At 56.6% G+C, this 13614-nt stretch carries 13 protein-coding genes; 10 read left to right on the forward strand and 3 right to left on the reverse strand.

Going from position 1 to position 13614, the window contains the following annotated elements:
- Positions 1-127: 127 nt before the first annotated feature.
- On the reverse strand, positions 128-2203 hold the full coding sequence (locus FY156_03575; protein UXS00630.1) for a lytic transglycosylase domain-containing protein: 2076 nt from the start codon (positions 2201-2203) through the stop codon (positions 128-130).
- Between the two features lie 317 nt (positions 2204-2520).
- Between FY156_03575 and FY156_03580 the strand changes: the two genes are divergently transcribed.
- Together FY156_03580 and smpB are read left to right on the forward strand one after the other, a co-directional pair.
- A complete protein-coding gene (locus tag FY156_03580; GenBank protein ID UXS00631.1) occupies positions 2521-3405 on the forward strand; it encodes a 4-hydroxy-tetrahydrodipicolinate synthase in 885 nt (294 codons plus the stop codon).
- A 159-nt stretch (positions 3406-3564) separates the two neighbouring features.
- A complete protein-coding gene (gene smpB, locus FY156_03585) occupies positions 3565-4041 on the forward strand; it encodes an SsrA-binding protein SmpB (GenBank protein UXS00632.1) in 477 nt (158 codons plus the stop codon).
- 87 nt (positions 4042-4128) lie between these two features.
- Here the strand turns inward: smpB and FY156_03590 are convergent, their stop codons facing one another.
- Both FY156_03590 and FY156_03595 read right to left on the reverse strand, forming a co-directional pair.
- On the reverse strand, positions 4129-5628 hold the full coding sequence (locus FY156_03590; protein ID UXS00633.1) for a globin-coupled sensor protein: 1500 nt from the start codon (positions 5626-5628) through the stop codon (positions 4129-4131).
- Between the two features lie 225 nt (positions 5629-5853).
- Positions 5854-6423, reverse strand: coding sequence for an NYN domain-containing protein (locus FY156_03595; GenBank protein UXS00634.1), 570 nt, complete (start codon positions 6421-6423; stop codon positions 5854-5856).
- A gap of 282 nt (positions 6424-6705) precedes the next feature.
- On the opposite strand from FY156_03595, the gene FY156_03600 reads away from it, so the two are divergent.
- From FY156_03600 to FY156_03635, 8 genes are all read left to right on the forward strand, one after another.
- Positions 6706-7098, forward strand: coding sequence for a DNA-directed RNA polymerase subunit omega (locus FY156_03600; protein ID UXS00635.1), 393 nt, complete (start codon positions 6706-6708; stop codon positions 7096-7098).
- A gap of 131 nt (positions 7099-7229) precedes the next feature.
- Positions 7230-9464 carry a bifunctional (p)ppGpp synthetase/guanosine-3',5'-bis(diphosphate) 3'-pyrophosphohydrolase gene (locus FY156_03605; GenBank protein UXS00636.1) on the forward strand — a complete coding sequence of 745 codons (2235 nt, stop codon included), beginning with the start codon at positions 7230-7232 and terminating at the stop codon, positions 9462-9464.
- Between the two features lie 197 nt (positions 9465-9661).
- Positions 9662-9808, forward strand: a complete 147-nt coding sequence (locus FY156_03610; protein UXS00637.1) for a DUF3563 domain-containing protein — start codon at positions 9662-9664, stop codon at positions 9806-9808.
- A gap of 110 nt (positions 9809-9918) precedes the next feature.
- Positions 9919-10497: a DUF2062 domain-containing protein gene (locus FY156_03615; protein ID UXS00638.1), complete on the forward strand. Its 579-nt coding sequence runs from the start codon at positions 9919-9921 to the stop codon at positions 10495-10497.
- The gene (locus FY156_03620) at positions 10494-10898 is read left to right on the forward strand and encodes a holo-ACP synthase (GenBank protein ID UXS00639.1); all 405 of its coding nucleotides are present in this window, start codon (positions 10494-10496) and stop codon (positions 10896-10898) included. Before FY156_03615 ends, FY156_03620 begins: the two co-directional genes overlap by 4 nt.
- A gap of 189 nt (positions 10899-11087) precedes the next feature.
- Positions 11088-11834 (forward strand): signal peptidase I, encoded by a 747-nt coding sequence (gene lepB / locus FY156_03625; protein ID UXS00640.1) that lies wholly within the window; start codon positions 11088-11090, stop codon positions 11832-11834.
- Entirely contained in the window at positions 11831-12550 is a 720-nt protein-coding gene (locus FY156_03630; protein UXS00641.1) for a ribonuclease III, read from the forward strand. Before lepB ends, FY156_03630 begins: the two co-directional genes overlap by 4 nt.
- 50 nt (positions 12551-12600) lie before the next feature.
- Positions 12601-13551, forward strand: a complete 951-nt coding sequence (locus tag FY156_03635; protein UXS00642.1) for a GTPase Era — start codon at positions 12601-12603, stop codon at positions 13549-13551.
- The last annotated feature ends 63 nt before the right edge of the window (positions 13552-13614 follow it).

Consider the following 13614-nt stretch of genomic DNA (forward strand, 5'->3'; position numbering starts at 1 on the left):
AAACCCCGGCAGCAATGCCGGGGTTTTTCTTTGGGCTGGTGTTGATGATGTCGTTCGGCACTCGGCCACAAAAAAAGCGCCGGACATGCCGGCGCTCCAGGAAATCAATATTGTCAAACGGTCGTCGTTATCCAGAACGACCGTGGCGCAGATCGTCGACAATGTCGGCCTCTTGGCCTAGGCGCGTCTTATAGACCTGGTAGTTCTCCATCACCCGTTGCACATAGTTGCGCGTCTCGGGGAAGGGGATGCGTTCGATCCAGTCTACGACGTCATCGATCTGTTTACCGCGTGGGTCGCCATAGCGGGCGATCCATTCAGGCACCTTTTTCGGGCCGGCATTATAGGCGATGAAGGTCAGGATATAGGAACCGCCGAAGCTTTCGATCTGTTCGCCGAGATAATGCGCTCCAAGCGTGGCGTTGTAGCCGGCATCGCTTGTCAGTCTTGCCTGCGTGTAGGGTAGGCCGTGACGGCCGGCCACACCTTTTGCGGTGCCGGGTAGCAACTGCAGCAGGCCGCGTGCATTTGCGGGGGAAACCGCAGCCGGATTGAAGGCGCTTTCCTGTCTGGCAATGGCATATGCCAATGCCTTTCCTGAACCCGCAATGTTAGCACTGGCAGGAATGACACCGAGCGGGTAGGCGAGGGCAGCAGCATCGATGCCACGGCTGAAGGCCGTCTTGCCGATTTGCAACGACACTTGATGATTGCCGTTGCCTTCCGCCCGTGCGGCAAGAATGGCAAGTTCGCCGGGGCTGTCGAGTTGATCGGCGAGTGCGCGATAAAGGCTGTCGGCCCGCCAGCCATATCCGGCAGCTTCCAGCCTGTCGATGGCGCGGACCGCTTCACGTCCTGCAAAACGCTGTCGGTCTGCACCACTTGGCGATGGGTAGGTGACATTGAGTGTTTTGACACCGATCCGCGCCGCAGCAAGCTGGCCATAGAAGGTGCCGGGATGAGCGGCGGCTTTGCTGAAAAAGTCATGTGCGTCGCCCGGCCCACCGCGTTCTGCGGCGCGACCGAGCCAATAATAGGCCCTTGATGCCGAGAGTGGCCGGTTTGATGCCTGCAGCAGTGCATTGAAATGTCGTGCGGCGGCAGCAGGCTGGTTCAGCGCTCGTAACGCATACCAGCCGGCATGGAATTCAGCGTCGGCAATATCGACGGCGGACGTCGCGGAATGATTGGCGACGATACGGTAAGCGCGCGGAAATTCGCCGAGATCGGCAAGACCGCGTGCAATGATGCGCCGCTCGTTCCACCATTCGCCCGGGTTGACAAGTGTTGCACGATCTTTCGGCGCCTGTTCGAGAAGTGCTGCCGCTTCCGTGTATTTCTGCTGGTTACGGAAGTTTTCAACCCGCGCAAACAGATAGGCTGCGTCGCTACGCCACGATGCGTCGACGGATTCGAGCAGAGCGCTTGCATTACCGGAACGCTGCAACACTGCGGCCCAAGCTTTATAAAGATACTGTGCGTTGCCGAGATCGCCGAATCGTTTCGCTTGGCTGATTCGGCTGCGGTACATCAGGTAGTCCATGCGCGCTTTGTGGTCGGCGGGCGTGAAGTAACTGGAAAACTGGCCAAGCACCCGGTCTTCCACGTCCTTGTCCATGCCTTCGCTGACCCAGAGCTGGCGAAGAAGACGTTGCGCTTCTGTTGTTTTACCAGAGGCGGCGAGAGCTTGAGCAAGTGCAACTGTACCTTCGGCTGTCTCCGGCCGGCTGCTGCCGAATGCGGAGATAACCCGTGCGGCGGGAGGATTCTCGCGGTAGAGGGCGCGTTCGGAATTGGCGCGCAAGGTGGCAACACCAGGCCAGCCGGACAGTTCGCGTTCGGCGGCAGCGATTTCTGCGGAAGGCACATCCCTCTGGCCAGAAACAGCGATTGCCCAGGAAAGTATGTGTCGGTCGAGGCTGCCGGAGGACATTGCGTTGCGAATGGAAAGTGCCCGCGTAGTGTCGCGGCTTGAAAGCGCGTCGAGACCTGCCTTAAGGTCGGCGACGTCCTGCGGACGGTTAAGTCGAGGTATCGCACCGGTAATTTCCGGTGTGGCGGGAACGAAGGCGGGAATCGTGGGTGCGTCCGGTTTCACATAAGGAAGCGGTGCGACCGCGCCTTCCGGCAACGGTCCAGCCTGTACGCTCCAGACGGTCGCCGCAAGGCTCGCCGTCAACAATCCCAGAACTGTCTTTTTCATGGTGCTTTTCATGATGTGACGGAGTGAGTGGACCGGTGTGCGTTTATTGCTTCATTAACGGAAATTGACCTTAACGAACCCTTACTTTTGATGGGGCGGTTGCATCAACTTTTATTCATTGCCTCGTTATTGCCGCTTGCCTTGTCCGCGCTCTCCCGCTTTATGTGCTTGCAGTCCGCAAGGCGGCGTTTCGTCGGTGTTTCGGACGAAATCGCCTTCCTTTGCGCTTGTCGGCTTCAAGGGCTGGCACTAATGTGTGCGGGTTTTAACCATCGAATGCGGCCGAAGCATGAACCGCTCGGCGCCAGGAGTTTTGCATGTTCAAGGGATCCATTCCCGCCCTCATTACCCCGTTTACGGACGATGGCGCCGTGGACGAACAGGCATTTGCCGCCCATGTGGAGTGGCAGATCGCTGAAGGCAGCAACGGTCTTGTGCCTGTGGGCACGACGGGGGAATCTCCGACCCTGTCCCACGACGAGCACAAACGTGTTGTCGAGCTGTGCATCGAGGTAGCGGCGAAACGGGTACCGGTCATCGCAGGCGCCGGATCGAACAACACGAATGAAGCGATCGAGCTTGCCCAGCACGCCGAAGAGGCTGGTGCGGATGCGCTTCTGGTCGTCACGCCGTATTATAACAAACCGACCCAGAAGGGCCTTTTCGCGCATTTCTCGGCTGTTGCCGACGCGGTGAAACTGCCGATCATCATCTATAATATCCCGCCACGTTCGGTGGTCGACATGTCTCCTGAAACGATGGGTGCGCTTGTCAAAGCGCACAAGAACATCGTTGGCGTCAAGGATGCGACCGGCAAGCTCGATCGTGTTTCCGAGCAGCGTATTTCCTGTGGCAAGGGGTTCGTCCAGCTGTCCGGTGAAGATGGCACGGCACTTGGCTTTAACGCCCATGGCGGCGTTGGCTGTATTTCTGTGACGGCAAACGTCGCCCCGCGTCTCTGTGCAGAATTCCAGGCGGCAATGGCGGCTGGCGACTATGTGGCAGCTTTGGAATATCAGGATCGTCTGATGCCGTTGCACAAGGCCATTTTCATGGAACCCGGTGTTTGCGGTACAAAATATGCGCTGTCGCAGACCCGTGGCGGCAACCGCACTGTTCGCTCCCCACTGATGAGCTCGCTGGAGGCATCTACCGAAGCGGCTATAGATGCAGCGCTGAAGCATGCCGGCCTGACAAACTGAGGCCTGAAAATAGAGTAGAGGCGCGCAAGCGACTGCTTCTGATGTGGAGCTGTCGAGCGCGCCTTTTCTTTTCGCCGCGACGATACTAAATAGGATGCATGCACCCGCTTCCGGTGGAAAATCGCAGGCGCAATAAGAAGAACAAGGGATTGAAGGATCATGGCCCCCAAAGGAAGCCAGCGTGTGGTGAAGAAGATCGTTGCGGAAAACCGCAAGGCTCGCTTCAACTATGAAATCATCGACACTTACGAAGCCGGGCTCGTCCTGACGGGGACTGAGGTGAAATCGCTTCGCGAAGGCAAGGCGAATATCGCTGAATCCTATGCGTCGGATGAGGGCGATGAAATCTGGCTCATCAACTCGCATCTGCCGGAGTATCTTCAGGCCAACCGCTTCAATCACGAACCGCGCCGTCGTCGCAAGCTGCTTCTGAACAAGCGCGAGATCAATCGTTTGCGTGCTGGTATCAACCGCGAAGGTATGACGCTGGTGCCGCTCAAGATCTATTTCAACGATAGTGGACGCGCGAAGCTCGAACTGGCTTTGGCAAAGGGCAAGAAGCTGCACGACAAGCGCGAGACGGAAAAAGAACGCGATTGGAACCGGCAGAAGTCGCGTCTTCTTAAGGGTGGCTAAACCGATCAGTCCCTCACGTTCACAAACAAAAAAGCGGCGCTCCATGCGCCGCTTTTTTTGAGTGCTTGTTTGGAAACCTGCGTCTCCTCAGGCCGCTCGATAATATGGCGCGGTATAACCGGCAGAAGACGATACGTTAAAGCGCGCGACGAGTGCGGCAAGATTGGCGCTGACATCACCCAGATTATGGGTCGCCGCATTGGTTTCTTCTACCATCGCCGCATTCTGCTGCGTCAGATGGTCCATGCTGTTGATGGCCGCGCTGATTTCCTGAATGCCCATAGACTGCTCCTGCGCCGCCTTCGTCAGCGAAGCAATGTGCTCATTGATGCTGTCGACCTTGTTGCCGATCGTGTTCAGCGATTCTCCGGTCTTGTTGACCAGCGAAACGCCCTGCATGACGTCAGCAGAGGATTTGGCAATCAGTGTCTTGATTTCCTTGGCTGCTGTGGCCGAGCGCTGCGCCAGTTCACGCACTTCCTGGGCAACAACGGCAAAACCCTTGCCGGCCTCGCCAGCTCGCGCCGCCTCGACGCCAGCATTCAGCGCCAAAAGGTTGGTCTGGAAAGAGATTTCATCGATCACGGCAATGATCTGGGTGATCTTCTGCGAAGAGGTTTCGATGGCGCTCATGGCGTTGACGGCCTCCATCACGACTTCGCGGGAACGTGCGGCCTCGACGGCCGAGCTCTCGACCATCACCTTTGCTTCTTCAGAACGCTGTGCCGACAGCCTGGAAATGGTGGTGATTTCCTCGACGGCGGCGGCTGTTTCCTCAAGTGCCGCAGCCTGCTGCTCCGTGCGGCGGGCCATGTCGTCGGTTGCTGACGTCAGTTCCTGGGTGTTGCCGGAAATCTTGTTCGCTTCATTGACGATCTGCGAAAAGGCATCGGAGAGGTTGCCAAGCGCGGTGTTGAAGCTCGCCATCAGGCCTTCGAACTGAGGTGCGGTTTTTTCCGTGATGGTCGATGTCAGGTCGCCATTGGCAAGCTTGGCCAATGCGTTGTTCAGAAGCTCGAGAATATGATCTTGCTCCTGCTTCATCTGCACCTGTTCGACTTCGACTTTCTGTCGTTCGGCGGCGAGTGCCTCGAGATAGACGGAGATGGAATAGTCCATATCGAGAAGGGCGGCCTTGACGGTGACTGTCAGCGCGTCCTTGAGCTTTCTGGCCTTCTTTTCCGCAAAGATGCCCTTCAGTTCGGATTCGATGACGGATTTGATAATGCCTTCCAGAACGAGGGCGTAACCGCCGATGTACCAGCGGGGTTCGAGGCCGAGTTTTGCGTGGGTGCGACCAATTGCCGTGACAGCCTGGGTATAGCTGTCATCGAAAGTGCCGCTGGCGATCCGCGACCAATGCTTCACCTGCATGCTTTTGGCGTGCTGGATATGCGCTTCGCTTGAGAAGAACTTCGCTGTTTCGGGGACAGCACGCGCTTTGGCGTAAAATGCATCAAGCGATGCATCGAGAGAGCCGGTAATGACGCCTTTCAAACCCGCCAGCGTCTGCCGCGGCTCGCTGCCGAGCCCCAGAAAATCCAGTCTTTCGCCGAGTTGTTGATTGGTCTTTATTTGGCCGGTCATGTCGATAATCCTGATTTGGTGCCCGTCACCTGAGCGGCACCGTTAACCGGACTAAGACATCACTATCGTTAACCAAGATATAATTTCGAATATACTGAATTGACGTTTGTCATCTTTGGAACAAATTTTGCCAGATCGGCAAAGTAGAACACGGCGATCGCGCAAAGAAAAAACGCGCCCATCTTTCGATGGACGCGTTTTTTTTGTTTTGGCGTTTTGCCGAAATCACATCGTTTCCGGGCTTTCTGCGTGACGGGCAGGGCGCTCGTTCGGATCGCGGCCAATCTCTGCCTTCAGCGTCATCAGATCAATGAAGTGGTCAGCCTGTCTGCGCAGATCGTCGGCAATCATGGCGGGCTGCGTTGCCATCGTCGATACGACGGAAACCTTGCGGCCCTTGCGCTGAAGTGCATCGACGAGAGTGGTGAAGTCACCGTCGCCCGAGAAGAGAACGAGATGGTCGACAGTCTCGGATTGCTCCATGGCGTCGACGGCAAGCTCGATGTCCATGTTGCCCTTGATCTTGCGGCGACCGAGCGCATCGGTGAATTCTTTCGCAGGCTTTGTCACGACTTTGTAGCCGTTATAGTCTAGCCAGTCGATCAACGGACGGATCGACGAATATTCCTGGTCCTCAATGAGGGCCGTATAATAATAAGCTCGCAACAGGTAACCGCGCTTTTGAAACGCTTTCAGAAGCTTGCGGTAGTCGATATCGAATCCCAGGCTTTTCGAAGCTGCATAAAGATTGGCTCCATCGATGAAGAGCGCAATTTTCTCCCGTGGATCGAACATTCCATCCCATTCCTTATTTGGAAGGCCATTACTCTGGCTTTTCTCATCCGGCCGCGAAGCGAAAAATGCGTTTTCTCAACTTTGACGCATGCCGTTGGATTTTAAGTAAGCTACCTTCCCGCGTATTCCAAGACAATTCTCATAGACAATTTTTTCATCAGGCGCCAAAATCGACAATTAAAGTGACGTAAGACGCCAAATTCAGGAAAAACTTGAATTCCGTGGCTAATGGCTGTATCGGAACCGTTAATCCGCGACATAACGACCCGTAAAGGACAGGCAATGGCCCGCGTCACAGTAGAAGATTGCATTGATAAAGTAGACAACCGTTTTGAGTTGGTCCTTCTCGCCAGCCATCGTGCGCGCCAGATTTCCCAGGGCTCCGCTATCACGATTGACCGCGACAACGACAAGAACCCGGTTGTTGCACTGCGCGAAATCGCCGACGAAACACTGTCGCCAGACGATCTCAAGGAAGACCTCATCCATTCGCTGCAGAAGCATGTGGAAGTTGACGAGCCGGAGCCCGATCCGGTGACGCTGGCTGCCTCTGCCGTTGCTGATGGCGAAGACGAGGACTTGCCGGAAACCATCAACTTCGACCAGATGTCTGAAGAAGAACTGCTGGCCGGTATCGAAGGCCTTGTGCCGCCGGAAAAGAACGACGACTATTGATAGCAATTATGATGGGATTGGCAGGTGCCGGTTACGGTCTGTCAATCTTTCCCGTCATAATCTGACCCCTATTGATGCAGCATTGTGCGCTGACCTCGCGGTTGGCGCGCTTTCTTTTTGTGGAATATCGCATGATGCGGCAATACGAACTCGTTGAGCGGGTTCAAAAATATAAACCGGATGCGAATGAGGCCCTGCTGAACAAGGCCTATGTCTACGCCATGCAGAAACACGGCCAGCAAAAGCGGGCCAATGGCGACCCTTATATTTCGCATCCGCTTGAAGTTGCCGCTATCCTGACGGAAATGCATCTGGATGAATCGACCATCGCGGTCGCGCTGCTGCATGACACCATTGAAGATACCACCGCCACGCGTGCGGAGATCGATGAGCTTTTCGGTGAAGACATCGGCCGTCTCGTCGAAGGTTTGACGAAGCTCAAGAAGCTCGACCTCGTCACCCGCAAGGCGAAGCAGGCTGAGAACCTGCGCAAGCTGCTTCTCGCCATTTCCGATGATGTCCGTGTCCTGTTGGTCAAACTTGCCGACCGCCTGCACAACATGCGCACCATGGAATACATGCCTGCCGACAAGCGCAGCCGTATTTCCGAGGAGACGATGGAAATCTATGCGCCGCTTGCCGGCCGCATGGGTATGCAGGATATGCGCGACGAGCTGGAGGATCTGTCCTTCCGCTATCTCAATCCCGAAGCTTACGAGACCGTCACCAACCGCCTGCAGGAACTGGAAACCCGCAACGAAGGCCTGATCAAGAAGATCGAGGACGAACTGCGCGAACTGCTCGTTGCGAACGGTCTGTCCGGTGCAGCCGTCAAGGGACGCCAGAAAAAGCCCTATTCGGTGTTCCGCAAGATGCAGTCGAAGTCGCTGTCCTTCGAGCAGCTTTCCGACGTCTACGGTTTCCGCATCCTCGTCGATGACATCACGGCCTGCTATCGTGCGCTCGGCATCGTGCATACCCGTTGGCGTGTCGTCCCGGGTCGCTTCAAGGATTATATCTCGACGCCGAAGCAGAACGACTACCGTTCGATCCATACCACCATTGTCGGTCCGTCGCGGCAGCGTATCGAACTGCAGATCCGCACAAAGCGCATGCACGAGATTGCCGAATTCGGTATCGCTGCACACGCGCTTTACAAGGATGGCGAGAACGGGGAGGGGGATCTTCTCTCGCCGGAATCCAACGCCTATTCCTGGCTGCGCCACACCATCGAATCACTGGCCGAAGGCGACAGCCCGGAAGAGTTTCTGGAGCATACCAAGCTCGAACTTTTCCAGGACCAGGTGTTCTGCTTCACACCCAAAGGCAAGCTCATCGCTTTGCCACGTGGCGCGACCCCGATCGACTTCGCTTACGCGGTGCACACCAACATCGGTGACACGACGGTCGGAGCCAAGATCAACGGCCGGATCATGCCGCTCGTGACGCGCCTGAACAATGGTGACGAAGTCGAAATCATCCGCTCCGGCGTGCAGGTGCCACCAGCCGCGTGGGAAGAGGTTGTTGTCACGGGTAAGGCCCGTTCCGCGATCCGCCGCGCGACACGCATGGCAATCCGCAAGCAGTATTCGGGTCTGGGTTACCGTATTCTGGAGCGCACGTTTGAGCGCGCCGGCAAGCCTTTCTCGCGTGAGGCATTGAAGCCGGTTCTTCATCGTCTGGCGCAGAAGGATGTTGAAGATGCGATTGCTGCCGTCGGTCGTGGCGAGGTGTCGTCTCTCGATGTGCTGCGCGCGGTTTACCCCGATTATCAGGACGAGCGCGTGACCGTGAAAATGACGGGCGACGACGGCTGGTTCAATATGCGCAGCGCCTCAGGCATGGTCTTCAAGATTCCCGGCAAATCCCGCTCGGTTCTCGAGGATGACGGTGCAGCGGAGATGCTCGATGGTCCCGATCCATTGCCGATTCGTGGTCTGTCGGGCAATGTCGATGTGCATTTCGGGCCTGCCGGCGCGGTTCCGGGCGATCGCATTGTCGGCATCATGGAAAAGGGCAAGGGGATCACCATCTATCCGATTCAGGCGCCAGCGCTTCAGCGCTTCGATGATGAACCGGAACGGTGGATCGACGTGCGCTGGGACCTGGATGAGGCAAACAAGTCGCGGTTCATGGCCCGTATTCTGATCAATGCGTTGAATGAGCCGGGCACGCTGGCGTCGGTGGCGCAGTCGATTGCAACGATCGACGTCAACATCCGAACACTGAACATGATCCGCATCGGTACGGACTTCTCCGAACTGGCGCTCGACATCGAAGTGTGGGATTTGCGCCAGTTGAACCAGCTTCTGTCGCAGCTCAAGGACCTTGATTGCGTCTCAACGGTCAAACGTGCCTTCGATTGAGGCATTCACAGACGAAAGATCGAGCAGAAAGGCCGTTGTTATGCGTTTAATGCATGGCAGCGGCCTTTTCCTGTGTCTGGTCCGAAACGCGGTTTGAAACTATCTTCCTTTCAGAAATTGAAGACACGACAAGCGGCGTGCCGGTGGAGTTCCACTGATGAGAAACGCCATGTCACAAACTGAAAGGACCGAAAACCATGTTTACTCCGCTTCGCAAGTTCGCCCGCGCCGTTCGTGGCAAGACCACTCAGGAACGCGAATTCGAATATCTCAGCGGTTCGGTATCGAACGTTGACCTCGAATTCCGTCAGCGCGAAATCGATCGCGGCCTGTTCCGCAAGTAATGCATTTCATGCATGGCAGATCTTCGCCATGCAGATAGTATGAGGGCGCGCGGCTTTCGCGCGTCTCCGAGCCTCTTGGCTGTGCCGCGGCGATGAAATAGACTTGGCTCATGTTGTTTCGCCGCCGTGATCCCGTTGGTTTTTCCGATAAAGTCCGCGACCTTGTTTGGCCGCGCTCGGGTTTCAGCCGTTCTCTTCGTTATATGAAGCTGCGCCTGTTGCGGTTATCGGCGTCGCCCTATTCCGTCGCTTCGGGTGTGGCGATTGGGGCCGGTGTCGCATGGACGCCCTTTCTTGGGGTCCATATTATCATCGCTGTGGCGCTCGGCTTCATTTTGCGTGCCAATCTGGTTGCTGCGGCACTCGGTACGACCCTTGCCAACCCGCTGACATTTCCCTTCATCTGGGCGTCGACCTGGGAGCTGGGCCACGTTCTCCTCGGACGGGAGCGGGCTGAAAGCGCATCCCATGTCGATTTTGCCGCGCTGTTCAGCCATCTCGAATTCCGCCAAATATGGAAGCCGGTATTGGAGCCGATGATCGTTGGTGCCGTGTTGCCGGCACTCATCACCGCCGTGGTGTCTTACGTCACTGTTTTCAGCCTCATTCGCGGTTTCCGTCGCCGGAAAATCGAAAATCTGGCGCAGCGTGCTGCCAATCGCAACGCATCTCTGGAGTTATTGAAATGATCATCGGTATGGGCAGCGATCTTATCGACATCCGCCGCGTTGAAAATTCGCTGAACCGGTTTGGTGAGCGCTTCACTCACCGTTGCTTCACTGACATCGAGCGCGCCAAATCCGATGGACGAAAAAACCGTGCCGCGTCTTATGCCAAACGCTTCGCCGCCAAGGAGGCCTGTTCGAAGGCGCTTGGAACAGGGCTTGCCAATGGCGTTTTCTGGAAAGATATGGGTGTCGTCAATCTGCCGGGTGGAAAGCCGACAATGGCGCTCACCAATGGTGCGGCAAAAAGGCTTGAGACGATGCTGCCGGCTGGTCACAAGGCCAACATTCACCTTACAATCACGGACGACTATCCTTACGCTCAGGCATTTGTGATTATCGAAGCCCTTCCTGTTAGCGGTTAAGCCATATTGCCGTTCTATTTGCGGCCGTATGACGGAAGCGCTTCCCTTCGGGCTGGAAAGGCTCTAGAGAAGTCCCTCGAAATGCGAAAGTGTTTTCAGGTGGAATGGAAACCGGCTTCCCGGCTGGAACCGCAACAGAATGGTTCCTGCTGACGGGGAAATCCGGGCAACAATAAGACAGGTCTTTAAGTGTCCGAAAAAACTGAGAAGAAGCAGAACGCTCTCTGGGAAAACGTCAAGGTCATCGTCCAGGCGTTGTTGCTCGCCATGGTCATTCGCACCGTTCTCTTTCAGCCCTTCACGATCCCGTCCGGCTCCATGATGCCGACGCTTCTGGTGGGCGATTACCTGTTCGTGAACAAGTTCTCCTACGGCTATTCGAAATACTCGTTGCCGTTCTCGCCGGACCTGTTCTCCGGTCGTATCCTGCAGTTCTCCGAACCGAAGCGCGGTGATGTCGTGGTGTTCCGCCTGCCGCCGAACCCGGAAGTCGATTACATCAAGCGCCTTGTTGGCCTGCCGGGTGATCGCATCCAGGTGACCAACGGCGTGCTGTTCATCAACGGCCAGCCTGTTCCGAAGCAGCCGGATGGCGTGTTTACGTCGGACTATCGCGCTGATCCGGGCGCAAACGTTCCGGTATTCCGTGAGACACTCGACAATGGCGTAACTTACGACACACTGGACCAGTCGCCGGATAGCCGTGGGGATAACACCCGCGAATTCGTGGTGCCTGAAGGTCATTACTTCATGATGGGCGACAATCGCGACAATTCGCTCGATAGCCGCTTCGATGTTGGTTTCGTGCCGGCAGAAAATCTGATCGGCCGCGCCAGCGTCATCTTCTTCTCGCTGGGCAATGACACACCGTTCAGCCGCATTTGGGAATGGCCAGCCAACATGCGTTGGGATCGCCTCTTCAAGGTTGTGGAATGAGTAAGAGCAAGCCGCTTTCAGTCGAGGAAATCTCCCGGCTGGAGACGTTGATCGGATATCAGTTCAAGGAAAAGGCCCGGCTCGACCGGGCCTTGACCCATGCCAGTGCGCGCTCCGGCACGACCGAAAATTATGAGCGGCTGGAGTTCCTCGGAGACCGTGTTCTCGGTCTCAGCGTTGCCGAACTTCTGTTCTCCACTTTCCGCTCTGCAACGGAAGGTGAGCTGTCCGTCCGTTTGAACCAGCTCGTCAGCGCTGAGTCTTGCGCCTCCATTGCCGATGAAATGGGGCTCCACCTGTTTATCCGCACTGGCGCGGACGTGAAGCGACTGACCGGCAAGGCGATGCTGAACGTGCGCGCTGACGTGGTGGAAAGCCTGATTGCGGCGATCTATCTCGATGGCGGGCTGGAAGCTGCTCGTGGGTTTATTCTGAAATTCTGGCAGAGCCGCGCAACCCGCGTTGATGCAGGACGTCGCGATGCGAAGACCGAGTTGCAGGAATGGGCCCATGCAAGATTTTCCGTTACACCTCTTTATCGGATTGACGACCGCTCCGGTCCGGATCACGATCCACGTTTCACGGTGACCGTGGAAATACCGGGCGTAAAGCCGGAAACGGGTGTAGAACGTTCCAAGCGCGCAGCAGAACAAGTGGCTGCGACCAGGCTTCTGGAACGCGAAGGTGTCTGGCAGAAGGCCGACACAAAAAACTGAGCGCACAGAAGAGCCTTGAGGGCGACTGTGCTGAATACCTCTGAACCTGAATGGACATCATGGCTGATCTCGAGAACCCTGCCGTATCCGGCGATGACAATAACCTTCCGACCCGTTCCGGCTTCGTGGCGTTGATCGGCCCGACCAATGCGGGAAAGTCGACGCTGGTCAACCGGCTGGTTGGCGCCAAGGTTTCTATCGTCAGCCACAAGGTTCAGACGACGCGCGCCGTGATGCGCGGCATCGCCATTCACGACAACGCCCAGATCGTGTTCATGGATACGCCCGGCATCTTCAAGCCGCGTCGTCGGCTCGATCGCGCCATGGTCACGTCCGCCTGGGGCGGTGCCAAGGATGCTGATGTCATCCTGCTTTTGATCGATAGCGAACGTGGCCTGAAGGGCGACGCCGAAACCATTCTGGAAGGCCTGAAGGACGTTCCGCAGAAGAAAATCCTGTGCCTGAACAAGATCGATCAGGTGAAGCGTGAGGATCTTCTGAAGCTCGCCGCTGCGGCGAACGAAATCGTTGCCTTTGATCGCACCTTCATGATCGCCGCCACCAACGGTTCCGGTTGCGAGGATCTGATGAACTACCTGGCCGCCGCTCTGCCCGAGGGCCCTTGGTATTATCCGGAAGACCAGATTTCCGATCTGCCTATGCGCCAGCTTGCGGCCGAAATTACCCGTGAAAAGCTGTTTTTGCGCCTGCATCAGGAACTGCCCTACGCTTCCCACGTCGAGACTGAAAAGTGGGAAGAGCGCAAGGATGGTTCGGTCCGGATCGAGCAGGTGATATACGTCGAGCGTGAGAGCCAGAAGAAGATCGCTCTTGGCAAGGGTGGCGAGGCGATCAAGTCGATTTCGTCTGCGTCTCGCAAGGAGCTTGCCGAAATCCTCGAGCAGCCGGTCCACCTCTTCCTGTTCGTCAAGGTGCGTGAAAACTGGGGTGATGATCCCGAGCGCTTCCGCGAGATGGGGCTGGAGTTCCCGCGCAACTGATATCTCCGCTGATCTCTCGGGAACCGGAACACCTCCGGCTGGGTTGTTACTGACATAAGTTTC

The sequence above is a fragment of the Agrobacterium tumefaciens genome, from assembly GCA_025559845.1.
Classification (GTDB): Bacteria; Pseudomonadota; Alphaproteobacteria; order Rhizobiales; family Rhizobiaceae; genus Agrobacterium.

Excerpts from the sequence above, each read along its gene's own strand:
- FY156_03580 (UXS00631.1), top strand. The coding sequence starts at position 2,521 with ATGTTCAAGGGATCCATTCCCGCCCTCATTACCCCGTTTACGGACGAT.
- FY156_03620 (UXS00639.1), top strand. The coding sequence starts at position 10,494 with ATGATCATCGGTATGGGCAGCGATCTTATCGACATCCGCCGCGTTGAA.
- FY156_03605 (UXS00636.1), top strand. The coding sequence starts at position 7,230 with ATGATGCGGCAATACGAACTCGTTGAGCGGGTTCAAAAATATAAACCG.
- FY156_03590 (UXS00633.1), bottom strand. The coding sequence starts at position 5,628 with ATGACCGGCCAAATAAAGACCAATCAACAACTCGGCGAAAGACTGGAT.
- FY156_03630 (UXS00641.1), top strand. The coding sequence starts at position 11,831 with ATGAGTAAGAGCAAGCCGCTTTCAGTCGAGGAAATCTCCCGGCTGGAG.
- smpB (UXS00632.1), top strand. The coding sequence starts at position 3,565 with ATGGCCCCCAAAGGAAGCCAGCGTGTGGTGAAGAAGATCGTTGCGGAA.
- FY156_03600 (UXS00635.1), top strand. The coding sequence starts at position 6,706 with ATGGCCCGCGTCACAGTAGAAGATTGCATTGATAAAGTAGACAACCGT.
- FY156_03595 (UXS00634.1), bottom strand. The coding sequence starts at position 6,423 with ATGTTCGATCCACGGGAGAAAATTGCGCTCTTCATCGATGGAGCCAAT.
- FY156_03615 (UXS00638.1), top strand. The coding sequence starts at position 9,919 with ATGTTGTTTCGCCGCCGTGATCCCGTTGGTTTTTCCGATAAAGTCCGC.
- FY156_03610 (UXS00637.1), top strand. The coding sequence starts at position 9,662 with ATGTTTACTCCGCTTCGCAAGTTCGCCCGCGCCGTTCGTGGCAAGACC.
- FY156_03635 (UXS00642.1), top strand. The coding sequence starts at position 12,601 with ATGGACATCATGGCTGATCTCGAGAACCCTGCCGTATCCGGCGATGAC.
- FY156_03575 (UXS00630.1), bottom strand. The coding sequence starts at position 2,203 with ATGAAAAAGACAGTTCTGGGATTGTTGACGGCGAGCCTTGCGGCGACC.